A 26,238-nucleotide genomic window follows, 5' to 3' on the forward strand; every position below is an offset into this window, starting at 1 on the left:
GAAAACAAAGAAGTGGAGGTTGTAAAATGTTTTTTATTCACATTATTGGATCACTGGCGATGGGTTTTTATTTATTGCTCCCCTTCGTGGTGGGCAAAATCGACAAATTGGCTCCTAGCGTGCAGGAAGGAACGATATCGGCTGTTCAGCTATTGAACCGTTTGGCTCAATTTGCGCTGATCTTAGTGCTTGTTAGCGGTATCTATATGATTTTTGCCTGGAATTCTTATTCGGTAGCATGGATTGTTGTCGTTTTGCTGTTGTTTCTCGCTATTTCTGGTATTGCGGGAGCCATGGGTAAGCCGTTACGGCTGTCGCTGGAAGCGATTCGTAGCCAACAGCCTATTACGCAATATGCTGGCAAAATGCGAATGTTCAGTACGCTGCTTGCCGTCTTCCTGATTTTAATTACGTTTTTAATGGTATACAGCCATATTATTTAATTATGCATTTAGTGAGAGTCTATAATCGAATGATGACAAATGCTAAATTGAAAAACGGTCTGTGCTGAATAAGCATAGGCCGTTTTTTTTGCGCTCAAATCACTACATTGTTCTTTTTTCGTTTAACGAATAACTTTGTGTGGTAATTCAGGAGTAGAGTGGATGCAAATGTTGCATCCTAAAAAATATCTGATTTTGAAGGGAGAATGTACAATGTCTAAAAGTAATCAACCTCAGCAAACTTTGCCCCCACAGCATCAGGACCAGCAACCGGGGATTGAGTCCAAAATGTCGCCTGCACCCCAATTTGAAAAACCAACTTACAAAGCCGCTGGCAAGCTAACAGGTAAAGTTGCACTTATTACTGGTGGGGACAGTGGAATTGGTCGGGCTGTAGCTGTCACGTATGCCAAAGAAGGCGCGGACGTAGCCATCATCTACTTGAATGAGCATAAGGATGCGGAAGAAACAAAACGTCAGGTGGAACAGGAGGGACGCAAATGCGTGTTGATTCCTGGCGATATCGGAGATGATCAATTTGCCAAAAAAGCGGTTCAACAGACAGTTAACGAACTGGGCAAGCTCGACATCGTTGTGAACAATGCAGCGGAGCAGCATCCACAGCAAAAGCTGGAGGATATCACCAAAGAACAGTTAGAGCGCACGTTCCGAACGAATATTTTCGGTATGTTCTTCTTGACGCAAGCAGCATTGCCGCATTTGAAGAAAGGGAGCACGATCGTCAACACCACATCGATTACCGCGTATGCTGGGAACAAAACACTCATTGATTATTCATCGACCAAAGGGGCAATCACATCCTTTACACGTTCCCTTTCACTCAATTTGGCGGATCAAGGCATTCGGGTGAACGCTGTAGCACCAGGGCCGATCTGGACACCGTTAATCCCGTCTACATTTGATGCCAAGACGGTCAGCGAGTTTGGAGGAGCGCAGCCAATGAAGCGTCCGGGTCAGCCGGAAGAATTGGCGCCAGCCTATGTGTACCTTGCTTCAGATGATTCTTCTTATGTAAGCGGACAGGTTATTCATATCAATGGCGGTGAAGTTATAAACGGATAAAAGGACAAGGGAAAGGTTAGGGCTGTGTTATGCCCTAGCCTTTTTTCTTTTCACAGTGGAACATAATGAAGGTAGCCTGTAGAATGAGACTTAACTTACATAAAGGATGGGCATATTTTATGAAATCGTTTCGTTTCAGGCTTACCCTGATCATGCTGATTTTGATTGGCGTATCTGTCCTTGCTGCTGGAATCACGATGGGACAAATTTTTAAAAATTCGAATATGAAGGTGCTAGAGGAGAACATGGGACGGGAGATCGACCTGCTTCGAGCTACATTCCCTTTTGTTAATGCAGATGCCCTGTCCAGCACGGATTATGTCTCTTATTATTCTCAAAAGGCGAAGGAAATTGCTCGTCTTACGGAATCGCGGGTGACCTTCATTCGCAAGGACGGGACGGTGGTTGGAGATTCGTTAAGCGATCCGCGAAAGATGGAAAACCACGCATCTCGTGAAGAAATTCAGCAAGCTTCAACAGAGAAGATTGGACGCACGATTCGTTACAGCGAAACCTTGCAGCGGAACATGCTATACGTTGCAGAGCCTGTTGTATCGGATAAGGGTTTTGACGGATATATCCGTTTGTCCATGAGTCTGAAAGCGGTGGAGGAGGGAGTGCAGCGCGGCTGGACGGCCATCGGGATTGGTCTAGTGTTGCTGTTTATTGCTGCTGGACTGGTGAGCTATCGTATTGCTCGCAGTCTCACCTCGCCCATTGAACATATTACTGGGGTAGCCAACCGTATATCAGGACTGGATTATGACGCAAGGGTTGGTGTGCAGCGCCGGGACGAGGTAGGGCAACTGGGTGAAGCCATTAATCGTATGGCTGATAGTCTCCAAAACCAAATGAAAACGATACGTGACAATGAGGATCTGCTCCAGAGTGTCATGAGTAATATGACAGGCGGAATTCTAATGATTGATGCAAATGAGTGTATTGCGCTTGTAAACCGTGAGTCTGAGCGAATGCTCGGTGTCGTGGGTAAACGGGTGACAGACAAGCCGTATCATGAGCTGAAGAAGCATTATGAGCTCACAAAGCTAATTGAGGGCAGTATACAAAGCCGAGAAAGGCTGCATGGTGAGGTTCATTTGTACAATCCCGAGGAGAGACTCGTGTTGCTGGACGGTGTTCCGATGTATGAGGATGAGGGCGGATACCGGGGGATGCTGTTCCTTTTACAGGATATTACGGCTATTCGACGGTTGGAAAATATGCGGAGCGAATTTGTGGCTAACGTTTCTCATGAGCTAAAAACGCCGATTGCCGCAGTCAAGGGTTTTGCCGAGACCTTGCTCGGTGGCGGGGTTAAAGATGAGGAGACGGCCCGTTCATTTTTGCAAATTATATATGATGAAAGCGAACGATTGAATCGGTTGATCGGTGATATTCTGGAGCTGTCCAAAATCGAGTCCAAGCGTTCCCCTCTGGAATGCTCGCCGGTGCACGTTTCGTCGTTCATAGAATCATTGCTGGAAAAACTGAACAATGTAGCTGCCAAAAAAAGAATTTCACTACACATGGATATCCCGGATGAGCTGTTTATGGAGGCAGATGAAGATAAGCTTCAGCAGATTTTCCTGAACCTTTTGTCTAATGGCATCAACTATACACTTGATGGTGGCAAGGTAAAGATTAAGGTTCTAACGATACAGCGGGAGAATGACACCGAAAAGGTCGTATTTACAGTCAGTGATACAGGTATTGGAATTCCGAAGAAGGACCTGCCACGTATCTTTGAGCGCTTTTACCGGGTGGACAAAGGTCGCTCGCGTAACTCTGGCGGAACGGGGCTGGGATTGTCGATCGTCAAACACTTGGTCGATTTGCATCATGGCACCCTTTCGGTGGAAAGTGAGCTTGGATTGGGTACTACATTTACAGTTGAATTACCGCTATTGCAACAGGAAGAATGAACTAGAACATTTTTTACATTCTGTTAACAATGCCGTGATAAAATAAACGGGTGTCGCATGAGTATGGAAAAAGTTTCAGGATTTTGACCAATGCGCCTTTAACAGGTAAACAGGAGATGAAGTTATTTATGGGACAACGCTTACTGGTTATTGAGGATGAACCAACGCTTGCCAGATTGCTATCCTACAATTTGATACAAGAAGGCTTCGAAGTGGATACGGAGGATCATGGCAGTGCCGGGTTTGAGAAAGCCTCCAGAGAGTCCTACGATTTGATCCTGCTGGATTTGATGCTGCCGGGAATGAACGGGCTGGACATTCTGAGCAGACTTCGCCATCAGGGGCTGACGACGCCTATTATTATCTTAACGGCCAAAAACGGTGAAGCCGAGGTTGTCCAAGGGCTGAAGTCGGGTGCGGATGATTACATCACGAAGCCTTTTGGCGTTTCTGAGCTGTTGGCCCGCGTGACGGCTGTGCTGCGAAGAACTTCCGGTGGGGATGAAGGAGTGTTGTCTGATCAGAAAGATAGCTCCAAAATTCAATTGGGCGAGCTGGAGATTTACCCTGAAAAATATGAAGTCATTCTTGGAGGTCAGTCCATCAGCCTCAGACCCAAGGAATTTGAGGTGCTTCTTTATTTGTCCCGCAAGCCGGGTGTGGTCCTGACCCGGGATGATCTGATGAATGCTGTTTGGGGTTTTGACTATATTGGCGGTCAACGGACCGTGGATGTGCACGTCAGCTCCTTACGTAAAAAGCTGGAGCTTGATCCCGACTCGGTTCATATCGATTCGATCCGTGGAGTGGGGTACAAGCTGGTTGTAAATAAAAAAAGAAGCGCTTCTCATTTATTATAAATGAGGAGCGTTTTTCTTTATTCAGCGCAGTGTCCGGGGACCTTTGTGTCCATTTTGTGATTTTACATTTCATTAACAAAACTAGACGCTAGAATCAACAAATGACCGATATGATGTTCCCGTCACTCCAAGTAGTTAAAAAAAGGGGACTTCAGAACGATGATAACGGAACCAAAGACCCAGCCGAGCTCCACTGCCGTGATTGAACGTGAAGCATACAAGTCGATTACTACCTATGTGCCATGCCGGGAGGTTCCGATCATTGGTACGGATATGTCTTGTAAAGAACTGTTAGCCCTTATGAAAACACAGGAAGATATTCCTTGTGTCATTGTTGTGGATAAAAATGATCTTCCATTGGGCATTATTATGAGAGATGCGTACAATCGCCATTTTACGGGCAGATTTGCTGCGGCGTTGTTCTATGACAAGCCTGCGGCCCTATTTGCCGACCCCGATACATTAATTGTGGATCTGAAAAGCCAGGCATCGGACATTGTGGAACTGGCGATGCTGCGCGAAGATCAGCGTTTTTACGACTGTGTGTTGATTAAGGAAGGAACACGGTTACTCGGTGTACTCACGATTCGTGATATCCTGTCCGTCGTGCAGCGAATGCAAAGAGAAGCGGACGAAGAGCGGGGAGATGTGATTCGGCATAGCTATGACGGAGTCCAGCGTATTCAGCTGACTGTGCTGGATGCAGCTAAAGAGGCCGATGACAGTGTGCGGCTAACCCGCTCAATGAGTGAATTATCCCGTCGTGGCAAAGTAGAACTGGAGGATGTTTTGCTCTCCTATCGTGCGGTTACGGAGCAAATGAAACGCCAGCATGAGCAAATGACGGCGTTGACGCAATCGCTGAATGACATTGCGGGCATGGCTTCATCCATTCGTGCACTGGCAGATCGCAGTGGATTGCTGGCGATCAACGCGTCCATTGAAGCGGCACATGCTGGCGAACATGGACGAGGCTTCCAGATTGTGTCTCAGGAGGTGCGGAATATGTCACTCCAGACGAAAGCTTTTTCCACACAGATTACAGGCTTACTCACCCATATCGAGCAAATGCTGCGTGACACCGCTGAACTGACGGATACGAGTATGCAGCAGATTCATACAGGCTCTCAATATATATCTGCCGGAACACAAACTTTTGCCAAACTACTGCAGGCTGTCGATGAAATTGAAGCTAAAAACAGTGAAATGTCCCGTTCCGCAGAGGAAGCAGCTTTGAATGCAGCCGAAATTGCGCAGGAGCTTGAGCTCATGCTAAGTTCTTGATCATTTTACATAACGTTAACAAATCCACCACACTAAATTTACACACAGCTTATATAATCTTCATATTGTGCAAATCAGGTGCAATGCTTGAGGATCATAACTGCAACACGAAGGAGATCATAAATCCATGAATGATTCCGTAATCCGGATTGATAAGCTGAATTTATATTATGAGAAATTTCACGCGCTGAAACATATAAACCTCGATATTCCTGAAAAAACGGTAACTGCCTTTATCGGCCCGTCCGGCTGCGGCAAATCGACCCTGCTGCGTACACTAAACCGGATGAATGACATGATACCGGGAACACGTATTGAAGGCACCGTGAGTATCGCAGGTCAGGATATATACGGCGATACTATGGAAGTAGAAACTCTGCGGAAGCAGGTGGGAATGGTTTTTCAACAGCCTAACCCGTTTCCCAAATCGATTTATGATAACGTGGCTTACGGCCCGCGTCTGCATGGAGTTCGGCAAAAGGACAAGTTGGACGAATTGGTCGAGCAAAGCCTGCGGCAGGCGGCACTCTGGGAAGAGGTCAAGGACTTTTTGAAGCGTTCAGCTCTGAGCTTGTCCGGTGGACAACAGCAGCGGTTGTGCATTGCCCGGGCGCTTGCTGTACAACCAGATATTTTGCTTATGGACGAGGCGACATCTGCGCTGGATCCGATCTCCACGATGAAAATTGAAGAACTGGTTCAGGAATTGCGAGACACGTATACCATTGTCATGGTGACGCATAACATGCATCAGGCAGCGCGTGTGTCTGGTAGAACTGCGTTCTTTTTGAATGGTGTTGTGGTGGAAGCGGCGGACACACAGACGATGTTTTCCACGCCGCAAGATTCACGTACGGAAGATTATATTTCAGGGCGATTTGGCTAAAGCCTACCAGATGAATATGCCAGAAGGGGTGACTTCGAAATGATACGTAGAAAAGGTTTTGATGAAGGGTTAGATGAACTGAGAGCCGTACTGCGCGAAATGGGTGCACACGTTTCGAAGGCGCTCGATCAGGCCATTGAATGTTTGCAGACCAAAAATACAGAATTGGCTCAGCAGGTGGTCAAAAATGATGCATCCCTCAATACGCTGGAAGAGAATATTCTTGATATGGGTTCCAAGCTCATTATTACCCAGCAGCCGGTAGCGAAGGATTTGCGCCGGATCATTGTTGCATTTAAAATTTCCAGTGATCTGGAACGAATGGGCGATTTGGCGCTTGATATTGCCAAGGTGACACTTCGCTTGGAAGGGCAGCAGATCATTAAGCCGCTGGTGGATATTCCGCACATGGCTTCCATTGTTAAAGAAATGATAGATGATGCGATCAAATCCTATTTGGATGAAAACACAGATCTGGCCTACAAAATGGCCAAAGAGGATGATCGTGTGGATTCCATGTATAGCCACATGATCAGCGATCTGTACGCCTTTATGGTAGAAAAGCCGGCAGAGGCTTCACAAGCTATGCTGCAGTTGCTTGTAGGACGATACATTGAACGAATTGGTGACCATGCTACGAATATCGGTGAAAGCACTGTATATCTCGTGACAGGGGAGAGACCAGATTTGAACCAGTAGAGCTTTCAGGTATATAGCGGTTGTTTCTGACCCAGACTTGTCTTTGAGCAAAAGGCAAATTTGGTTAGGAAGCAGCCGTTTTTTTCTGAAAAAGGAGTCTTGTATGTTAAGATAGGAAGAGGAATGCGTAAAACGTAAGAACGTTACGAATGCATTGATGAACTTGCGAGGTGCTAAATGGATAAACTCATGCTTATAGATGGTAACAGTATCATTTACCGGGCGTTTTTTGCTATGCCACCGTTAACGAATTCGAGCGGGCAACAGACGAACGCGGTATACGGATTTACGACGATGTTATTGCGGCTCTTAGAGGAGCACAAACCAACACATATGCTGGTTGCCTTCGATGCCGGTAAAATAACGTTTCGCCATAAGGGATACGAGGATTACAAAGGTGGACGGGAGAAAACCCCGCCAGAGCTGTCCCAGCAATTTCCGTTGCTGAAAGAGCTATTGACCGCTTTCGGCATTGCCCAGTTTGAATTGGATGGCTATGAGGCGGACGATATTATAGGGACCCTGTCCAAGACAGCGGACGAAGCCGGCTTCAATGTGCTGGTCGTGACCGGGGACAAGGATATGCTTCAATTGGCTTCAGACCATGTCACAGTCGGCTTGACTCGCAAAGGGGTTACTGAGGTGGAGACGTATGGACCTGAGCAAATTCAGGAACGATATGGGCTGAAGCCGCTGCAAATTATTGACCTTAAGGGCCTGATGGGCGATACGTCGGACAATATTCCTGGTATTCCCGGCGTAGGTGAAAAAACAGCGCTCAAGCTGTTGCATCAATACGGTTCAGTCGAAGAAGTGCTGGCGCACACGAATGAGCTGAAGGGCAAAATGAAAGAACGCGTTGAGACACATGCTGACGATGCGCGAATGAGCAAAGATTTGGCGACCATTTATCGGGACGTAACGTTGGACAAGCAGCTGGAAGATGTGGCCTTCGGCGGGCTGCAAGCAGAAACAGCCGGGCCAGCTCTGGCGAAGCTGGAGTTCAAGTCCTTGCTGGAACGTTTATCTTTTTCAGGTGAGGTTGGCAGTACTGGGGTAGACGTAGAGGAAGCCGCGGCTGACGTAACAGTGCTGGATGAGCAGCGGATTAGCAAATTGGTAGAAGTGTTGGATCATGTGGATGTGCTGCATGTTGAGACGCATGGCGATAATCCGCATCATGCTGACATCGTAGGTCTGATATTTGCCGCAACGGGACAGCAGTTTTTTATGACACTGGATGTACTGCAAAGCGATACAGCTACACCTATTCGCGAATGGCTTGCTGACCCTGAACGCAAAAAACGCGGTCATGATCTGCATCGTACGGATTTGGCTTTACACTGGCATGGAATTGAGTTTGCAGGTGCCGAGTTTGATGTGCAATTGGCAGGATACTTGCTGGACCCAACTGATGCAAACCAGACATTGAGCGGATTGGCAGCCAAATATGGCTTGTCTTCGATCCGTCCTGACGAAGAAGTGTTCGGCAAAGGAGCTAAATATAAAGTTCCTGACGTGGATGTACTGTCTGATCATGTGGCGCGTAAGGCAGCGGTGATTGAAGCTTTGGTGCCTGTGCAGCAGGCTGAGTTGGAGAAAACGGAAATGCACAAGCTGTTTCATGAGCTGGAGATGCCGTTGTCCCGCATTTTGGCGGATATGGAGAAGCAGGGCATTTTGGTGAACGTAGAAGAACTGCGTGCTTTGGGTAAAGAATTTGAAGCCCAGATCGCAACGTTGGTGAACGAGATCTACAGCATTGCCGGAGTAGAGTTCAATCTGAATTCGCCTAAGCAGTTGGGTGAGATTTTGTTTGATAAACTGGGTTTACCTGTCATTAAAAAGACGAAAACGGGGTACTCGACCGATGCGGAGGTACTGGAAAAGCTGGCCCCCTATCATGATATTGTACAAAACATTTTGCAGTACCGTACCATTGCCAAACTCCAATCGACGTATGTTGAAGGATTGCTTAAAGAAATTTCGGAGAAAACGGGTAAGGTGCATACGTATTTCCGGCAGACAGTTGCAGCAACTGGACGCTTGAGCAGTCAATTTCCGAATTTGCAAAACATTCCGATTCGTCTTGAAGAAGGTCGCAAAATCCGCAAAGTATTTGTTCCGTCCGAACCGGGCTGGTCTATTTTGGCGGCAGACTACTCACAGATTGAGCTGCGGGTGCTGGCTGATATTTCGGATGATGAACGTTTGAAGGAAGCCTTTGTCCACGATATGGACATTCACACCAAGACCGCATCCGATGTGTTCGGTGTAGCAGCGGAAGATGTGGACTCCAATATGCGGCGTTCTGCGAAGGCAGTCAACTTTGGGATTGTCTACGGGATCAGTGATTATGGTCTGTCACAAAATTTGAATATTACGCGGAAGGAAGCGGCTCGCTTTATCGACCAGTATTTTGATGTGTTCCAAGGCGTTCGCCGTTACATGGATGATATTGTGAAGGATGCGAAGCGGGACGGCTACGTAAAAACGCTGTTGGAACGCAGACGCTATTTGCCGGAGATTAACGCCAGCAATTTCAACCTGCGTTCATTCGCCGAGCGTACAGCGATGAATACGCCGATTCAAGGCACCGCAGCCGATATTATCAAGTTGGCGATGGTACAGATGGATAAAGCGCTACGTGAACGTAATCTTCGTAGCAGAATGCTGCTCCAAGTACATGATGAGCTTGTATTCGAGGTTCCGCCTGAGGAAATGGAAACGATGAAAGAGCTTGTCCCGGCTACCATGGAAGCTGCATTAAAGCTGGCTGTGCCGCTCAAAGCCGAAGTAAGCTATGGCAGCAATTGGTATGAGGCCAAATAAGATATTTCAATGAGTAGATAGTCCCAATTTGACGCTGCTTCCGTTATAATATAGGGTGAGGTGAAGACATCATGCCGGAATTACCGGAAGTAGAAACCATTAAACGAACGCTAAACGAGCTTATCGTTGATAAACATATAGATCATGTCACTGTGAATCTGCCGCGGATCATTCAACGGCCCGATGATATCCACGCTTTTGCCATGGAATTGGCTGATCACCGGATTACAGGGGTGGAGAGACGCGGAAAGTTTCTGCGGATTTTGCTGGACGGGCTGGTGCTGGTCTCCCATCTTCGAATGGAAGGGCGATATGGATTATATTCACAACATGATCCTGTGGAAAGGCATACCCATGTCATCTTTCATTTTAAAGATGGTACGGAGCTGCGTTATCAGGATGTGCGCCAGTTTGGCACGATGCACTTATTTCCAGCAGGACAGGATTTGCTGGAAAAGCCGCTGAACAAACTTGGCCTGGAACCGATGGACGAGGCCTTTACACCAGAAATGCTGCGTGCCGCTGTTGGAACTCGTTCGACTTCGATCAAGGCAGCGCTGTTAAACCAGTCATATGTGGTGGGCATCGGGAATATCTATGTAGATGAATCGTTGTTTAAGGCGGGGATTCATCCAGCACAGCCAGCCAAAAGCCTAACGGATAGCCAATTTCATGTCTTGCATGAGGCGATTGTCTCCACGCTAGGTGCGTCCATTCAGGTTGGAGGCTCGTCCATTAAATCGTTCGTGAATGGACAGGGCAAAGCGGGCGACTTCCAGCATCAATTGCAAATCTATGGACGTAACGCGAAGCCTTGCATCAACTGTGGTACATTGATCGAAAAATCTGTTGTAGCCGGACGGGGCACACATCATTGTCCGGTCTGCCAGCCTCTGCGCTAAACAGGCGCAGTCACCCCAAGCCCATCCCTCTCATATATTGTTCCAAGTACCAATACTGCGGAGGATTTCGGTTGTTATAAGACCCTGCCTTCGCAATGGGAGGGAATTGGAGTGGCTAATCATTGGGGAGCCCTGCTGTTACTGGCATTTGCGCTAAGTTTGGACAGTTTCGGAGTCGGTGTTACATATGGTCTGCGCAAAATGAAAATTCCACTGTTGTCGATTGCTATCATCTCCGTATGTTCAGGTTTGGTGATCGGCATATCCATGCAATTGGGCGCATTACTATCTCGTGTCCTGTCTCCTGTATATACGACCGTTTTCGGTGCTGTCATCCTGATCTGTATTGGCTGTTACTCTTTGATTCAAGCTCTGCACCGCAAAGAGGATTTGCCAGAGGATTCAGTGGAGCCCTCTCGGGGTCTGCTTCTTACAAAACAGACTGATCCAGCGAGCAGATCTGTTCTTGGGGAGAAGGAGGGTATGGAGAATGCTGATACCGAGTCTTTCCCCAGCTCAAGAAAAGATCTGTCGGCAGAAGCTTCTGTGGAGCAGCAGGAACGAACAGTATTTTCTCTGGAGTTTCGCAAATGGGGGCTTGTTATTCGGATTCTTCGAAGCCCGTCTGCTGCGGATATGGACCGTTCCGGCAGTATATCTGCTACCGAAGCGGTTTGGCTGGGTATTGCATTATCGGTCGATGCGTTCGGAGCGGGACTCGGGGCAGCTATGCTTGGTTTTCAACCACTGTCTACTGCGCTGGCTATTACGTTATTCAGTGGAACATTTTTGATTGCAGGGATGAAGGCAGGTTTCTTTCTATCAGCATTTCGATTTATGAAGGCGCTGGGTGTATTGCCGGCATTATTACTGATTATGATGGGCATATTGAAGCTGTTATGAGGTGAAAGAGCATGAATATCGGATTAACCGGAGGTATTGCTACCGGAAAAAGCACCGTGTCGGCTCTTTTGGTCGCCAAAGGTGCGCTGCTGATCGACGCAGATGCCATTGCCCGGGAAGTGATGCTTCCGGGGCATCCGGTGTTGGCGGCGGTCATACAGCATTTTGGACAAGCTATAGTGAACAGTGACGGAACTCTGCATCGCAAAAAGCTGGGAGAGATTGTATTCGGAGACCCTGCCCAGCGGCAGGCACTTAACGAGATTACACATCCTGCTATTCGTGAGGAAATGCGTATGCGCATGGAAGCATTCGAACGGGAACAGCCGAACAAGCTTGTTTTGGCAGATATTCCGTTACTGTACGAGTCGGGGCTTGAGAGCTTGTACGAGGAAATTATGGTTGTGTACGTACCACGTGATATTCAGCTCCAGCGTCTGGTGCTCAGAGACGGTCTGACGGAGGAGCAAGCTGGACTTCGGCTGTCCGCACAAATGGATATTGAGCAAAAGAAAAGCTTGGCCGATATCGTTATTGATAATAGCGGAACACAGACTGAGACGAAGCGACAAATTGATCAATTTTGGCAGCGGAAGGGACTTGCATGAATATTTTGCGAAAGAAAAGAGTCCTGCTCATTTTGTTTGTCGGGTTTGTCCTGATTCTATTCCTTAATTCAAATTGGATGTCTTGGTTCTATCCAATTCAATATAAGGATGAGATTCGGCAGTATTCACAGACGTATGAAGTAGACCCATTTTTGGTGGCGTCTATTATCCGTGTAGAAACCAATTTTAAAACCAGTAAGCAGTCACATAAGGGGGCGCTAGGGCTGATGCAGATTATGCCGAATACGGCAAATTGGATTATGGACAGCGCCCAGATTCAAAAGGTTCCGCTGGACAGTGTCAAGCACGAGCCTGGCACCAATATTGAGCTGGGAACCTGGTATTTGCATAACCTATCCATAAAGTTTCAGGATAATCCTGTAGCAATCGTAGCTGCTTACAATGCAGGGCCGGGTAAAGTTCAAGAGTGGCTGGATAAGGGAGTGTGGGATGGAAAAGAAGAGTCCATCAAGCAAATCCCTTTTGGTGAAACACGACATTATGTACAGCGGGTCATTTATTACTACAGGCAATACACGAAAATTTATAATGATTTTTAAATCCAAGTTAATGACATGATGAGCTTTTCGCTTTAAAATGAAAAAAGCGTTGGACAGGCTGTTTTTACCAGCCCATCCAGACACTTTTTCTTGTTATTTTTGCATTATTACCGCGATTATTGGTATTGACCTGCCAATTGTTGTTCGGCGATCGTTACGAGGCGTTTTGTGATGTAGCCCCCGATCGAACCGTTCTCATAGGAAGTCATATTACCTTGGTATCCATCTTGAGGAATGCTGATACCCAACTCTTGAGCGATTTCAAATTTCATTTGCTCCAGAGCGCCGGAGGATCTGCTGACTACCAGATTGTTGGAGTTGCCATTGTTTCCTTGTGCCATTGTTGTTCACCTCCTCGCGATATGGTAAACATATTATGATCTGTTTTGACAAAATTATTACTAAAAGTCTTCGGGAATTTATTGGAAAAAGAAAGTGGTGAGATTATGAAATGTCCGTATTGTGCCTACAATGGCACGAAAGTGCTGGATTCGCGACCTGCGAATGATAACAAGTCCATCCGTCGCCGCCGTGAATGTGAGCAGTGTGCCAGGCGTTTTACCACCTTTGAAATGGTGGAGGAAACCCCTCTCATGGTCATCAAAAAAGACGGCAGCCGTGAAGAGTTTAGTCGTGATAAAATGCTGCGCGGTCTCATTCGAGCCTGCGAGAAGCGTCCAGTATCCGTCGAGCAACTGGATATGATCGTATCCCAGGTGGAGAACGCTATCCGCAACACAGCAGCCACAGAAGTGGATAGCCAGCAGATTGGTGAGCTGGTCATGGAACAGCTCTACCCAGTGGATGAAGTCGCCTACGTACGTTTTGCGTCCGTCTATCGTCAGTTTAAAGACATCAATATGTTTATGAAGGAACTGAAAACACTGTTATCTAAAGATACAGCCAGCGACTGATCGCTGACTGTATCTTTTCTGGGCCATGAAGGGAGAAAATTATATTTTTTTATAAAAGTATTGACACAGGGTTAAATATTTTATATGATATAGAAGTCGCTTGAAACGTTGATAAAACTTGCTTATGATGGGGCCTTAGCTCAGCTGGGAGAGCGCATCGCTGGCAGCGATGAGGTCAGGGGTTCGATCCCCCTAGGCTCCACCAAACTTTTATTATGGACTCTTAGCTCAGTTGGTAGAGCAGTTGACTCTTAATCAATTGGTCCAGGGTTCGAGTCCCTGAGAGTCCATCTTTTTAGAAAAAACGGCAGAGATGCCGTTTTTTTGTTGTTTATAGATCTATTCCCAGTCTAACCGGGAACAGTTATGGGTGGAATGAGCGCGTAACTGACTGCACAGAAAACAGATCCTAAAGGAAATAGACGTCTTTTTTAATTGCAACCCATTGTTCACGAGTGCAAGGACTAGTTGTTTGCAGACATGGGCTGCCCATTGACGAACTCTCAGAACAATGTGGACTGTCTGTAGACCGCATTAAGAAAATCGTATACTCAAAAAAAATGTACCCTTTTATCTTTCGATGGTTTTTTTTATCAGCATATTCAAATGAAGTATGGAAAAAACATCATTGTTTAACGCTCACTGACATAATTGGCAATAATTTTGAGATACTCGTCATTCACCAATTTTCTTGGGGCGAATACGGCTGTTAAAAAAGTTAGAGATTTTGAACGCGCGATTTTTTCATCCATCATGGAGTGGTCGGCTTCAGGTAAATGAATCACGGACAGTAGCTCTGCGGGGATTTTCTGGTGATAGACTCGCTCGGTATCCTTTACATCAACATTAATATCCTTTCCTGCCAGAACCAAGAGTACAGGAGAATGGAAGTGACTTAATTCTTCGGTGGAATCAGACAGAAAATTTTTGCGTATAAAGCTCCATCTTTCTTTGGAAATCATATCGTCAGGATCAGCTATGCTTAGATATTCTTCATAAGAAGCCTGTTTTTTCAGTAACTGTAGAATCTCTTGATCGTAGTTCAATGTCTTTTGAATTTCTTGCGGAGTAACTCCTTCTCGCTCCAGTTCTTTTCTGGTATTAAATTGTCCTTGGGAAATCCAGTTCACGGCAGGCGATACAAGGATGCTGAATGCTATATCATGCTCCTCTTTAACGATCTTCGGAATGATCCATCCTGCTTGACTGGCTCCCCATAGGCCGATTTTTTGCTTATCAATCATAGGTAAGCTTCTTGCCCAGTCTATTGCATATCGGATCTCCTGTGCGCGGTCCTCCATGCTTTGGGCGAGCCAGTTGCCAGGAGCGCTGTTAATACCGGGCTTATTCAGTGACAAGGATGCATAACCCTTGGAAGCGAACTTTTCCCACAGTGGTTTGTATCCATCATCATAGGTGTCATTAATAGGACCATCCCCATGGACAAAAACAACCAATCCAACCTTTCCCGAGTAGTTCTTAGGCAAAGTTAATGTACCTGTTAACAGCCCTTTAGGTGTCGTGATTTGTATTTTTTCTTCTGTCATCTTGTAGGAATTTTGATATAGAATAATGAGTACCAAGGCAACAGCCAGAGCTGCCGCAATACCAAAAGTAAGCTTGAGTGTTTTTTTCAATGATGCTCTCTCCTCGAATGCAGGTTCTCTTGCCAACTCATCAGATGCCATACAGGCTCCTTGAACCAAAAATGCCGTAACCCATTATATTTGGATTGTTTTACTTCAAACGCCAGTTGGTGATACAAACGGATAGCCCCTTGGTTCTTATGCGCTACGTGAAGCGTCAATGCATGAAAACCAGATTCAACCGAAAATTGCTGTGCGAAAGCTACAAGATGGCGTCCTATTCCCTGATTACGATGACTTGAACGAATCGCCAAATGATCAATGTAACACTCATTTGCAGCGGGGGTATACTCTAGCGCATGCATACCTGTCAAAAATTTAAATACATTGAAACAACCAAACTGTTTTAGGAGCGGAGTCAAAGAAATGGGGTTTGTTTCAGGAAGTGAAGAGTAGGAGGGTTTCCATTTAAGGGAAAGAACACCGATAACTTTTTCGTTTTCTTTGGCTACAAATTGTTTCATAGATGTAGAATAAGGATTTTGAACCCAAACCTGCATTAACAACTGCTGTGTAGCTTGATCCTCTAGTGTAACAAGAGATTGGAATTTTGCTTTAAACGATTCGACTAAAAGACTGCAAACAGCTTCATGGTCTTGTTTTTGGTATGCAACAATGTCAAAAGATTTTGCACTCATGTAACACCTCCAAGATTTATTCTACTTTGACTTGAATTTCATATTGTAGCTTGTTGTTGTCGAACATCGAAAGATAAGATTTTTCTACTAGAATGATCTTGCTTTGGCAGTTATATTGGTGATGAGCTACATATCGTTCCATTTGTTTGATCTCATAATCAATCTCAGGTTCTTCAATGACGGAAAGATGCTTATAAAGATAGTTGCCTTCTTCCAGAATATAGTCAGCCACATCCGCCGTTTCATAACACAGCTTCAACTGTCCAGCATCAGGCAAGTAATGCATGTCATTTTCAAATAATCGAGGTGGGGCAGGGCGGTGTTCAAATAGGTTTCCGGCAGTGAACTCTTGACCATTCTCCAATGCAAACCATAGCTTTAAATGACGGGGACCTAATCGTTTGACTTGATACTCATCGCCCTGCTGGGTCCGATTATTATATTCTTCTAACACTTTGTGAATAAACTGTTCATGCATCTTTAAGTTAGCTATTTCAGCTTGTACTTTTTGCAACGAATGCTCTAAAAGCTGGTTATAATCATCGGCAGCATAGGAAGTCATACATTCTTGAATCTGACCGACAGGGACATTTAATTTACGTAGTAATAAAATATGCGATAGCTGATAAATCTCATGAAGCCCGTACATCCGATATTGATTTTCTTCAGTATGTGATGGATAGAGGATTCCCTTTTCTTCAAAATATCGCAGTTGATGTACAGATACATTCATAAGCTGAGCAAGCTGGCTGATCGTAATGTGTTCTTTCAATGAGAGGACTCCTTACTGATATTTGAATAACTCCACTATAAACCTTAGGTCAGACCTAGGGTCAATAGAAAATATCAAACAAATCTTGGATAGGCGTAGGTGTCGAGCATTTGATGCCCACACCAAGGGGGAGACTGGAGAGTTTACCTGTCGGTGATAACCCGTTATAATCATAAGATTAGTGAGCATAAACAAGATGCTCAGGATGAAGGTTAGAATGGGGAAATCATGTTGAAAACTTTTAAAAAGGTATATATTGAGATAACGAGCATTTGCAATCTCGCATGCAGCTTTTGTCCTCAAACACAGCGTGTCAAAAAATTTATTGATCCGGAAGTCTTTCGAAATGTGCTTGATCAGGTCAAACCACATACAGATTATATCTATTTGCATGTAAAAGGAGAGCCGTTGCTCCATCCGAAAATTGATCTTTTACTGGAAAGTGCTCATGAGAAAGGCTTAAAGGTCAATATTACCACTAATGGTACCTTGCTGCCGAAGACCGGACATAAGCTGCTTGGGCAACCAGCGCTGCGTCAGATGAACTTCTCTCTCCATAGTTTTGACGGACATGAAGGCTCCGTGGATCGAGAAGGATATTTGGGTAATATTTTCACGTTTGTAAGAGAAGCGGTGAAACACAATGTCATTATTTCGTTCCGTCTCTGGAACTTGACTGAAGATAATTTGACTAATGTGCAGCGTCAGCGCAATCGGGAAACACTTGAACGACTGGAGCAAGAGTTTGGACTGGACTATCGGATTGAGGAAAAGGTGATACCGGGTAGTGGGGTCAAAATCGCACCAAACGTTTATTTGAATCAGGACCACGAATTTGAATGGCCGAGCCTCAGTGCCCCGGAAGATGACGGAAAAGGCTTTTGCCATGCACTCCGTAGCCAAGCAGCGATATTGGTGGATGGAACGGTGGTCCCTTGCTGTCTGGATGGAGAAGGTGTCATTAATTTAGGTAATGTGCATGAGCAATCTTTTTCCGACATTGTGGAAGGGGAGCGTGCAAACCGTCTGTACTTCGGGTTCTCCAAAAGAGAAGCGGTAGAAGAGTTATGCCGAAAATGCGGGTACCGCAAACGATTTGGAACATAGCCATACAGGTAGAGCTTTAATCGACAGTAGAATGAATCGCAAGAAAGATAGCCCTTTTGCAGGGCTTTTTTACTTATATTTTGATATATACATACATAATTAATGGTTTTAAACTATTCAGAGGAAGTTGGATATATTCGATTGCTTGTGAGAATGATTATCAATTATAATAAATTTAATTCTGATAGGACGGAATAAGAACTGAAGGAACGGTTTGGATGGGGGCTGAGCGGTAGTAATGAAGTTGAACGATCACATTTTGCTGTGGAATCATGTTTTTATACAGGTGATGGATGTTCGTCATAGGAAGATCGAAAAAGGAGAGGAGCTTCGAGCCTATCGACTTCCTGCCAGTGCGTTCTTATATGCCGTGCGTGGAAGTCCACGGGTACGGTTGGATAACAGTATTCACAGGATAGAGCGTTTCCATGTACTGCATGGCGGAAAAGGAATGTGCCTGAGTATCCTGGCGGAGGATGTGCTTGAATATTACATCATTTTGTACAGGGCGACGTTGGCCCTGCCTGATCGCAAAGAGATAGCACAATTGCTGGAAAAGGAAAATCCCTTTCAGAATCAGTATGCTTTCGCACCACATTACCCGCTGTCCCTGTACGAGAAAGTGAAGCTGTTGGAGCAAGAATGGCGTGGAGCTTCTGGACTTGGCAAACTGCATGTTAAAGCCTTGTTTCATCAATTTGTATACGAGTTGTTGCAGCAGTTGTATTGGCAGGGCATCGAACCTCTTAAGCCCGACCTTGTATCGCAGGCTCATGCACGGAAGAGTTAAAATAACGGCCATGATGATTATGCTGTGTTTATCATTGATGCTGGGAGCTTGCTCGGCTCCGACGAATACAAATGGAAGTTCGCAAACGAAGGCTAATCATACAGCGACAACATCCAACAGCGATGGACAAGCGGCAGTGCAAGCACTGGATAAATTCCGTAGAATCAGTGAAATCTTTGGCAAGCAGAAAGAAGCCGAGCAGTGGATTACTGAATACGAGAAGAAAGCTGCAGAGGCCAGAATGAAAATTCAAGGTATCGTTAAGGACGGAGAGACGGTTTCAATTGTACAAGTCGCCAATAAATCGATATATGTTTTGGCAGCGAAAGGCGGCAATTACGGAAGTCCGACCATTTATCAGATGCTAAAGCTACCACCTACCAAGAAGGCATTGAATATGAAAGAAGGATTTGAAAATATTTCACTTGAGGTTTTACCCGAGTATATGGGAGATCACATCTTTGTATACGGTTCAGAAGATGAAGGGGCTAATCAGATTCTGCATAGTGAGCTATGGAAAGGCCTTCAGCTGGATACCATAGTTAATCTCTTATTAGCCCACAAAAAATAAAAGGATGTACAAGTAACATCTCCTATCTAAACAAGGGGAAGCTTTTAGAATTTCAAGCTGTGATAGTCATATAGACAAAATCCGCTTAACACAAAGATTCCTAAGTGTTTGGCGGATTTTATCATGTCTATATTTCTTCTTCTCTGTATGTTTTGGTGTATCTTTGAAATTCAGATTTTTGATTATCGTAATAATCAGCTCTCGTCCAAAAAATAATTTGAGAGAATGAGTCAGAATGTTCCAAATAAGTGATTAGATATACAATTTTTACTTTATCACTCTCTACCCATACTTCGTATTGCAAGCCTTGATTCCCGTTTATATTGACCTTTACTGGTCCCGTCGAAATAATCCCTTTTCCAGACCTTTTGAGTACTAATTGAGCTGAAAACTCAGCGTAATCTTTTAATGTGATCATTGAGGATTTCTCATACGGCAGTTCGGATTTCCAATCCTTGATGATCGTCATGTATGCATCGTTTTTTTCATACCAAGCTTGAATTAGCGCATCTGGATTAAGAATTAAACCAGTCTTCCATATATAAGGGAGACGAATTTGTTGCGTGGCATCTTCACTTTTAAATGTTTTCAAAATAGTTGTTGAGCGAAGGTCTGGCTTAACTTGTGAGTCGCTTAAGACTTTCAAGGAGCTGGCTATAGTTGCAAATTCGTGATGTTGTTCTACTGCAGAGCCTCCCCTTGAATAGATTAATACTTGAAGATAGTGCTGCTTACTCTCTAACATGGCACTGAAGTAATAGACCTGTTGGCCATTGTATTTCCCGCTATAATCGGCTGTTCTGGCGGTTGTGGAATCAATCTGGATTGGGGTAGTATCCACAGCCTTAAAGTTTTCTAGGCCCAATGCGGAGATTTCTTCACGTTGCTGTACGAATTCGTCGAGCGTCATATTATTTGCAAAAGCTGACTTGGGGACACGGAAAACCAGACCTACATTCTTTTTTTCTTTGTCACAAACACTAAGCACCGAATCCAGTTGTCCCTGTTTAAATTTACGCCAGCCAGCGGGAATGGTAAGAGCCACAAGATCCTCATCCGAGGTAACGGTATGAGGCAGCGACTCTGTGACGGGTAGAACAGGCTGACTTTCTTTGTCTACAACTGTTGTACTATGAGCCGCATTGTCTACATCAGAATTTGTTTGGACTGCAGTTGCAGCATTTTTTGAGGTGCAGCTGGTAAGCATGAGCACTGCGATCAGTGCAATAACATAAAATCGGAAATGCACAAAATTGAATTTCATGGAAATAACTCCCTCTGTTTCATATTTACAAAGGAAATTTTACCCTTTTATAAAATTATAAAATAGAGGCGTTTGTCCTGTTTTACGTAGCTCAGTCGCTTATGGTAGTCGTTACTGTAACATTGTTGACAGAGGTTGAGGAGGCACTAGAGTTGAAATTAATAACTTCAACGACTACTGTCGCGCCAACAATCAGGCCTGTATTTATAATTAGGTTTGTAGCAGAAAGCGTTGTTAAGCCGCCTCGCTGCAACGTCCCATTTACAAATACATTGTAGTATCCGCTACTGGTCGGAACAACAAGACTGTTTGCCGCGACTGAAGTACCACTATCATTCGTGAAATTTTGTGCTGGGATAGTGGTCACTCCACCTAATATATTACCAAGCACGACAATAGCTGTGTAACGATTAACCACTGGAGTGACATTGATACTTGTTGTGATAGCAATGTTTCCAGATACGATACTGTCTGCTTCCAGATAGATTTGAATAATAGACATAGGAATTCCTCATTCCTAATACTCCAGATAAATATAATAGTTTATGTGAATACTCTAGATATGGATTGGATGGGGAGGAGTCTTCTAATTATTTCTCTTTGTTCAAGCTTCTTTGGGCCCGGGTTACTATTCGCTTCGTTTCTTTAGTATCCGAAGCCATTAGCCATGCATTACAAACTTGAAGAACCCATTCCGGGCTGGTTTTGCTGGCATCATTCAACCAATTGCCAACGGAGTCCTGGACATATTTGACCGGATCGGACTGAACAGCCTCCAAGAGCGGAAGAGCCAACTCGGGATGTTCTTTTAGTTCAGGGATGTGCTTGGCCCAAACGCCTTGTGGTCGGGTTAATTCAATGGCAAAACGACGTATGTTAGCATCCTCATCTCGCACCCAACTGTCTAACAGGGCAAGCCCTTCAAGCAGTTGCAAGGATATGGATTCTCTCACGGCCATCCAGGCTATTTCACGTACTCCGAAATGGGAATCCGCTGCAAAGGGGCGAATGCCAGCCAATTTTTCCTCTACACTTAAACAGGGATCAACCCCGATGATGTAGGCAGCCCAGCAGCGAATGCTGTCTGAAAGATGCGAGGCCATCGCATCAAAGATGCGAATACGTTCTTCTATCGCTTGTTGCTCAAACACATGAAGCCACGCTCGCGCGATTGCGGGTATCATTTTCATGATCTTCTTTTCCTTCAGCTGATTCAATTCGGTCAGGAAGACATCGGATGATTGCTGCAAGTCAAATTCATCAAGAGTATTTTGCAATAGTACAACATGATCGACAGCCAGCCATTCGGTGAGATTCGCCGTCTGAAGCCGCCCCTGCTGTAGCAGCTGAAGCACATCACTAGGAATATCTGACCCTTTGCGAGCACCTTTTCGTTGTAACATTTCATCCACTCCATATCGTAAATTGTCTGATAGGTATACGATACTTTTTTGGGGTGGAGTATAGATGTAATGTAGTTTACAACTTCACTAACTTTTCGCGATGGATGTAAACCGTCTTAAAGCCGGTTTTAATGACCTTTTCTTTGACAAGCTCCTGAAGAGCAGCTGTTACAGCCTCACGGGTGGCCCCGACCAGATTCGCAATTTCTTGATGAGAGAGAGGGAAATTGATTTTGCAATACTCATCACGGCTTTGGAGGGCGAACTGATCGGACAATTTCAGAAGAATATACAAAATTTTATCCTGTAAATTTCCCAAAGCTAAATGCTGGGCCAGACTGCTCATTCCTGAAATTCGGTCACTTAACACCTTGATCATGTTCATCATGAACCTGGGATGTTCTATTAAAAAATGCTCGAATCGGTCTTTGTCCATACGGCAGATATCGCATTCTTCTATCGTTTCTATATACATCTCCCTTGTTCCTAGTGAAATCATATCCATTTCACCAAATACATTTCCCTCGCGGAGGATATCCAAAGTAAATTGCTTCCCGTCAGCATTTAGCTTATATAGACGTACTTTGCCCTTTTTCACAAAATAAAGTCCCTCGGAAAAGGTCTCTGGAGTTTGTATAAAGTTTTTTTTCGGTATAGTCGTAATGGAGGTCATTTGATCCATTTCAATTAAATCTTCTAATGAGAGACTATGAAGCAAATTAAATTGGGACAAATATTGAATGCTATTCATATGTTCTCCTTTTCGGTTGCACAGGGTATACAGAATCATAATACAATTATAGCTTCTATAAGGTATTTTGACCTCTATTACTCACTTGTTTGCGATAGAGTGAATAATGAATTTTGGGGAATCTGTTGGATTTATATAAAAGAGAGGTTGGTATAAAATAGATATACATGATTAATAGTAGATACATAAAGAGTGAGGTAATAACCATGATTAAATTAAAAGATGTAGGCAATTTCAAGGTTCTTCCTGAGATAGCGATGCATATCGTTCAAGGCAATATATCCGCTTTACGCCAGGCGCTGACCGAAGGCTGGGATATAGAACAAGGGATCGTACTCAGCAAATATACGACATTAAGTCCACTGGATATTACACTCATAACTGGGCAAATGGAAGTCTTGAAGCTACTGGTCGATGAGGGGGTTCAACTTAATGTAAAGGATAATCCCGCATTCCTGACGGCTGTTCGCTATGGTACCGAAGAGGTTGTCCGTTATGTGGTCGCCCATGGCGCCAAGCAGGACGGTAAAAATCATGTCAAATCTGGTGCTTATGAGCAAGCCTACTACGGTAACAAAAGTAATATGCTGCTTATCCATGAGCTGGGCCTCGATATGAAGCAGCATGCTGGAGCAACACTCCGCAACGCAGTTAGTGAGCATGACTTGAAAACAGTAGCTTTACTATTGGAACATGGCGTAGATATTAATTTCAATGCCCCTAATATGGTATATCCATATAAAGCCACGCCTTTGACAGTGGCGGCGCGCAACAACGATTTTTCGATGGTGAAGTATTTGGTTCAGCTAGGCGCTGATGTGACGCTGGCAGAAAAAGATGGAGAACGGGCATATACAATTGCACTAAGTAATAAAAACGTAGAAATGGCTGAGTATTTAAAGTCTGTAGAGCCTCCGGCATTTCATAATCTGGAAAATAAACGACATGCTTTGAAAAGCTACAAGCTTCCGAAGGATTTAATAGCCTTTCTGACAGGGAATCAACTCCGTGTGAACCTGCCAGAAAATGATCTTGATATTCAATTTGTTGAGTTCTTTTCAATTATCGATACGGTTGAGATGAAGGTAGGTCGGCAAAAGCTGTTGCGTCTGTCTCTAAACGTAGATAATTACTCGGATATTATATTGGTGTGGAATCCAAAGCAGAAGTGCCTGGGTTATTATGACGAGGAGCATCAGGAATATGCGGATGTGTGCAGCTTTGCTGAGTTTCTTGCACAGCCGGAAGATTATCTGGAGAAGATTATTGAGGGTGAATATGTATCATAACAAGGTGAGCCATGAATGCGGTATGCACGCAGTCATGGCTCTTGTTATTTTAAAATACAGCGCTAGTGTACACAGGTGCCTAATGCTCATCAGGAATGGTTACGTATGAGCTGAATGAGGTTTCAGGGAAATTGGGACGAATTGTGCGCATAATGGTAAAATAGTACTGATGGAAGCTTTAGAACGTTTTTGAACGTTTACTGCTGAATTCCTATGTAAGAAGAATGAATTTACATAAAAGTAGATGAATTTTCTTTAAAATGTAAACGCAATCATGTCGATTAGAGCGGGAATTCACCATTTTGTAAAAAAATGAAGTTGGAATGAATTTTTTTGAATCTTTTTGGAGAAAAATGATTGTTTTTTATCAGGTTTGTGGTACGATATAAACAGTTGGGGGAATGAAGATGCTGACGGAGGAAAGATACAAGTTAATAATACAGCGCTTACAAGAACGTGGTGTTGTAAAGTTGCAGGAATTGGCTGATCTGTTGGGAGCTTCTGAATCAACAATTCGGCGCGATTTGATAGATCTTGAGGGCCGTCAGTTGCTAAAACGGATTCATGGTGGGGCAACCTTACTGAATCAGAAAAGTCAGGAACCTGGCATGGAAGAAAAAACATTCAAAAACGTTCAACAAAAAAACGCAGTCGCCCGCATGGCAGCCAAAGAAATTTTGGATGGCGAATGTATTTATCTGGATGCGGGAACAACAACGATGGCGATGATTCCTTACATTGAAGCTAAAGACGTGACGGTCGTGACGAATGGTCTATCCCACGTAGAAGCACTGGTAAGTAAAAGAATCAGAAGCTATCTACTGGGAGGGATGATGAAAATTCATACCAAAGCCGTAATTGGCAGTATTGCCCTACAAAATTTGGACAATTTTCGATTCGACAAGTGCTTTCTAGGAACGAACGGGGTGGATATGGAAATGGGGTATACGACTCCTGATCCTGAAGAGGCGCTAATCAAGCGGCGAGCCCATCAGTTGTCAGGCAAAACGTATGTGTTGGCCGATTCCAGCAAAATTGGAGAAGTAACCTTCGCCAAACTGTTCGAGCTCAAGGAAGCTATACTTATTACCGAATCGATGCCAGAACGCTCACGCCGATCCATCGCTCAGAAAACTAAGATAATCGAGGGATAACAATGATATATACAGTAACGCTGAACCCTTCCATTGATTATATCGTGGAAGTTGACGATTTGAAGCTTGGTGATTTGAACCGGATGAAACGTGATTTGAAATTGCCAGGTGGTAAAGGAATTAATGTATCACGTGTACTAAACCAGCTGGGAGCAGATAGCACGGCGATCGGCTTTCTAGGAGGATTCACAGGCAGGTTTATCGACGATACATTGCGGGAAGAATCCATTAAAACTGATTTTGTAATGATCGAAGATGACACACGGATTAACATTAAACTCAAGCATGGCGATGAAACGGAAATTAACGGTTTGGGACCTGTGATTCGTGAGCAAGAGGCCGATGCGTTGGTGCAAAAGCTGGCCGCACTCCAGAAAAATGACATTGTCGTCTTGTCGGGAAGTATCCCGCCGTCACTTGGAGGAGACTTCTATGATCGGCTGATTAGCGTATGCCAGCAAACTGGGGCTGAATTCGTCATCGACACCACAGGTGAGGCGCTGATGAAAGCACTGGTTCATAAACCGCTGCTCATCAAGCCAAATCACCACGAGTTGGCTGAGTTGTTTGGCGTAACTATTCATTCAAAGGAGGAGATCGTCACTTACGGTCGTAAGCTGCTGGAAGCAGGTGCAAAAAATGTACTGATTTCCATGGCAGGAGAAGGGGCTTTGTTCATTACGGCAGATGAAGTGTATCACGCAAATGTACCAGCAGGAACGGTTAAAAATTCTGTAGGCGCAGGTGATTCAATGATTGCTGGATTCGTGGGTACGCTGGCTCTTCATGGCGATCCGATCGAAGCATTCCGTGCAGGAGTGGCATCCGGAAGCGCAACTGCGTTTTCCGATGATCTGGCTACTAGAGAGAAAATTGAACAATTACGGCCGCAAGTCACGATTTCAAAACGGTAATCCGGCTGCATCATGAGCTTATTATGCGTGTATCGACACGCTG

General features: G+C 44.7%; 27 protein-coding genes and 2 tRNA genes. 21 read left to right on the plus strand and 8 right to left on the minus strand.

Annotation, left to right across the window (positions count from 1 at the left end; all coding sequences use genetic code 11):
* Positions 1-26: 26 nt before the first annotated feature.
* The 12 genes from NSQ57_RS08340 to NSQ57_RS08395 all read left to right on the plus strand — a co-directional run bounded on the left by NSQ57_RS08340 (position 27) and on the right by NSQ57_RS08395 (position 12,982).
* The gene (locus tag NSQ57_RS08340) at positions 27-443 is read left to right on the plus strand and encodes a hypothetical protein (RefSeq protein ID WP_134904278.1); all 417 of its coding nucleotides are present in this window, start codon (positions 27-29) and stop codon (positions 441-443) included.
* Between the two features lie 213 nt (positions 444-656).
* Positions 657-1,526, plus strand: a complete 870-nt coding sequence (locus NSQ57_RS08345; protein WP_029516625.1) for an SDR family oxidoreductase — start codon at positions 657-659, stop codon at positions 1,524-1,526.
* 119 nt (positions 1,527-1,645) lie between these two features.
* Positions 1,646-3,448: an ATP-binding protein gene (locus NSQ57_RS08350; protein WP_029516626.1), complete on the plus strand. Its 1,803-nt coding sequence runs from the start codon at positions 1,646-1,648 to the stop codon at positions 3,446-3,448.
* A gap of 128 nt (positions 3,449-3,576) precedes the next feature.
* On the plus strand, positions 3,577-4,308 hold the full coding sequence (locus NSQ57_RS08355; RefSeq protein ID WP_013309604.1) for a response regulator transcription factor: 732 nt from the start codon (positions 3,577-3,579) through the stop codon (positions 4,306-4,308).
* A gap of 159 nt (positions 4,309-4,467) precedes the next feature.
* Positions 4,468-5,592: a methyl-accepting chemotaxis protein gene (locus tag NSQ57_RS08360; protein ID WP_342425905.1), complete on the plus strand. Its 1,125-nt coding sequence runs from the start codon at positions 4,468-4,470 to the stop codon at positions 5,590-5,592.
* Positions 5,593-5,719: 127 nt separating this feature from the next.
* Positions 5,720-6,478, plus strand: a complete 759-nt coding sequence (gene pstB / locus NSQ57_RS08365) for a phosphate ABC transporter ATP-binding protein PstB (protein WP_029516628.1) — start codon at positions 5,720-5,722, stop codon at positions 6,476-6,478.
* 39 nt (positions 6,479-6,517) lie between these two features.
* Positions 6,518-7,177 (plus strand): phosphate signaling complex protein PhoU, encoded by a 660-nt coding sequence (gene phoU / locus NSQ57_RS08370; RefSeq protein WP_025721993.1) that lies wholly within the window; start codon positions 6,518-6,520, stop codon positions 7,175-7,177.
* A gap of 177 nt (positions 7,178-7,354) precedes the next feature.
* The gene (polA, locus tag NSQ57_RS08375) at positions 7,355-10,009 is read left to right on the plus strand and encodes a DNA polymerase I (protein WP_340931838.1); all 2,655 of its coding nucleotides are present in this window, start codon (positions 7,355-7,357) and stop codon (positions 10,007-10,009) included.
* Positions 10,010-10,080: 71 nt separating this feature from the next.
* Positions 10,081-10,911 (plus strand): DNA-formamidopyrimidine glycosylase, encoded by an 831-nt coding sequence (mutM, locus tag NSQ57_RS08380; protein ID WP_342425906.1) that lies wholly within the window; start codon positions 10,081-10,083, stop codon positions 10,909-10,911.
* Positions 10,912-11,022: 111 nt separating this feature from the next.
* On the plus strand, positions 11,023-11,814 hold the full coding sequence (locus NSQ57_RS08385) for an MntP/YtaF family protein (RefSeq protein WP_029516631.1): 792 nt from the start codon (positions 11,023-11,025) through the stop codon (positions 11,812-11,814).
* Between the two features lie 11 nt (positions 11,815-11,825).
* Positions 11,826-12,422, plus strand: coding sequence for a dephospho-CoA kinase (coaE, locus tag NSQ57_RS08390; RefSeq protein ID WP_341039166.1), 597 nt, complete (start codon positions 11,826-11,828; stop codon positions 12,420-12,422).
* Complete coding sequence (locus NSQ57_RS08395; protein WP_029516633.1) at positions 12,419-12,982, plus strand: lytic transglycosylase domain-containing protein; 564 nt, start codon at positions 12,419-12,421, stop codon at positions 12,980-12,982. The genes coaE and NSQ57_RS08395 overlap by 4 nt, the downstream gene beginning before the upstream one ends.
* A 116-nt stretch (positions 12,983-13,098) precedes the next feature.
* Here the strand turns inward: NSQ57_RS08395 and NSQ57_RS08400 are convergent, their stop codons facing one another.
* Positions 13,099-13,323 (minus strand): alpha/beta-type small acid-soluble spore protein, encoded by a 225-nt coding sequence (locus NSQ57_RS08400; RefSeq protein ID WP_025685069.1) that lies wholly within the window; start codon positions 13,321-13,323, stop codon positions 13,099-13,101.
* 105 nt (positions 13,324-13,428) lie between these two features.
* On the opposite strand from NSQ57_RS08400, the gene nrdR reads away from it, so the two are divergent.
* The 3 genes from nrdR to NSQ57_RS08415 all read left to right on the plus strand — a co-directional run bounded on the left by nrdR (position 13,429) and on the right by NSQ57_RS08415 (position 14,186).
* Complete coding sequence (gene nrdR, locus NSQ57_RS08405) at positions 13,429-13,896, plus strand: transcriptional regulator NrdR (RefSeq protein WP_013309614.1); 468 nt, start codon at positions 13,429-13,431, stop codon at positions 13,894-13,896.
* Between the two features lie 129 nt (positions 13,897-14,025).
* A tRNA-Ala gene (locus NSQ57_RS08410) sits at positions 14,026-14,101 on the plus strand.
* A 12-nt stretch (positions 14,102-14,113) separates the two neighbouring features.
* Positions 14,114-14,186 (plus strand) — tRNA-Lys (locus tag NSQ57_RS08415).
* A gap of 342 nt (positions 14,187-14,528) precedes the next feature.
* Here NSQ57_RS08415 and NSQ57_RS08420 read toward each other — a convergent pair.
* The 3 genes from NSQ57_RS08420 to NSQ57_RS08430 are packed head-to-tail and all read right to left on the minus strand — an operon-like array spanning position 14,529 to position 16,952.
* Positions 14,529-15,533, minus strand: a complete 1,005-nt coding sequence (locus NSQ57_RS08420; protein WP_342425907.1) for an alpha/beta hydrolase — start codon at positions 15,531-15,533, stop codon at positions 14,529-14,531.
* Positions 15,530-16,180, minus strand: a complete 651-nt coding sequence (locus NSQ57_RS08425) for a GNAT family N-acetyltransferase (RefSeq protein ID WP_342425908.1) — start codon at positions 16,178-16,180, stop codon at positions 15,530-15,532. Before NSQ57_RS08425 ends, NSQ57_RS08420 begins: the two co-directional genes overlap by 4 nt.
* A gap of 16 nt (positions 16,181-16,196) precedes the next feature.
* Positions 16,197-16,952, minus strand: a complete 756-nt coding sequence (locus NSQ57_RS08430; RefSeq protein ID WP_069011193.1) for a MerR family transcriptional regulator — start codon at positions 16,950-16,952, stop codon at positions 16,197-16,199.
* Between the two features lie 228 nt (positions 16,953-17,180).
* Here NSQ57_RS08430 and NSQ57_RS08435 point away from each other — a divergent pair, with 228 nt between their 5' ends.
* The 3 genes from NSQ57_RS08435 to NSQ57_RS08445 all read left to right on the plus strand — a co-directional run bounded on the left by NSQ57_RS08435 (position 17,181) and on the right by NSQ57_RS08445 (position 19,420).
* A complete protein-coding gene (locus tag NSQ57_RS08435) occupies positions 17,181-18,059 on the plus strand; it encodes a radical SAM/SPASM domain-containing protein (RefSeq protein WP_039269916.1) in 879 nt (292 codons plus the stop codon).
* A 238-nt stretch (positions 18,060-18,297) separates the two neighbouring features.
* Positions 18,298-18,849 (plus strand): hypothetical protein, encoded by a 552-nt coding sequence (locus NSQ57_RS08440; RefSeq protein WP_256026103.1) that lies wholly within the window; start codon positions 18,298-18,300, stop codon positions 18,847-18,849.
* A gap of 10 nt (positions 18,850-18,859) precedes the next feature.
* Entirely contained in the window at positions 18,860-19,420 is a 561-nt protein-coding gene (locus NSQ57_RS08445; RefSeq protein WP_029516638.1) for an ABC transporter substrate-binding protein, read from the plus strand.
* Between the two features lie 127 nt (positions 19,421-19,547).
* Here the strand turns inward: NSQ57_RS08445 and NSQ57_RS08450 are convergent, their stop codons facing one another.
* The 4 genes from NSQ57_RS08450 to NSQ57_RS08465 form a co-directional block, all read right to left on the minus strand.
* On the minus strand, positions 19,548-20,684 hold the full coding sequence (locus NSQ57_RS08450; protein ID WP_029516639.1) for a hypothetical protein: 1,137 nt from the start codon (positions 20,682-20,684) through the stop codon (positions 19,548-19,550).
* A gap of 91 nt (positions 20,685-20,775) precedes the next feature.
* Entirely contained in the window at positions 20,776-21,186 is a 411-nt protein-coding gene (locus NSQ57_RS08455) for a DUF4183 domain-containing protein (RefSeq protein WP_029516640.1), read from the minus strand.
* 88 nt (positions 21,187-21,274) lie between these two features.
* A complete protein-coding gene (locus NSQ57_RS08460; RefSeq protein WP_340931847.1) occupies positions 21,275-22,087 on the minus strand; it encodes a DNA alkylation repair protein in 813 nt (270 codons plus the stop codon).
* A 76-nt stretch (positions 22,088-22,163) separates the two neighbouring features.
* Entirely contained in the window at positions 22,164-22,838 is a 675-nt protein-coding gene (locus NSQ57_RS08465) for a Crp/Fnr family transcriptional regulator (protein ID WP_029516642.1), read from the minus strand.
* A gap of 206 nt (positions 22,839-23,044) precedes the next feature.
* On the opposite strand from NSQ57_RS08465, the gene NSQ57_RS08470 reads away from it, so the two are divergent.
* From NSQ57_RS08470 to pfkB, 3 genes are all read left to right on the plus strand, one after another.
* Positions 23,045-24,127, plus strand: coding sequence for an ankyrin repeat domain-containing protein (locus tag NSQ57_RS08470; RefSeq protein WP_029516643.1), 1,083 nt, complete (start codon positions 23,045-23,047; stop codon positions 24,125-24,127).
* Positions 24,128-24,534: 407 nt separating this feature from the next.
* The gene (locus tag NSQ57_RS08475) at positions 24,535-25,281 is read left to right on the plus strand and encodes a DeoR/GlpR family DNA-binding transcription regulator (protein WP_029516644.1); all 747 of its coding nucleotides are present in this window, start codon (positions 24,535-24,537) and stop codon (positions 25,279-25,281) included.
* Positions 25,282-25,283: 2 nt separating this feature from the next.
* Positions 25,284-26,195, plus strand: coding sequence for a 1-phosphofructokinase (gene pfkB, locus NSQ57_RS08480; protein WP_029516645.1), 912 nt, complete (start codon positions 25,284-25,286; stop codon positions 26,193-26,195).
* Positions 26,196-26,238: the final 43 nt, after the last annotated feature.

It is taken from the genome of Paenibacillus sp. FSL L8-0502 (assembly GCF_038593055.1).
Lineage (GTDB): Bacteria > Bacillota > Bacilli > Paenibacillales > Paenibacillaceae > Paenibacillus > Paenibacillus polymyxa_D.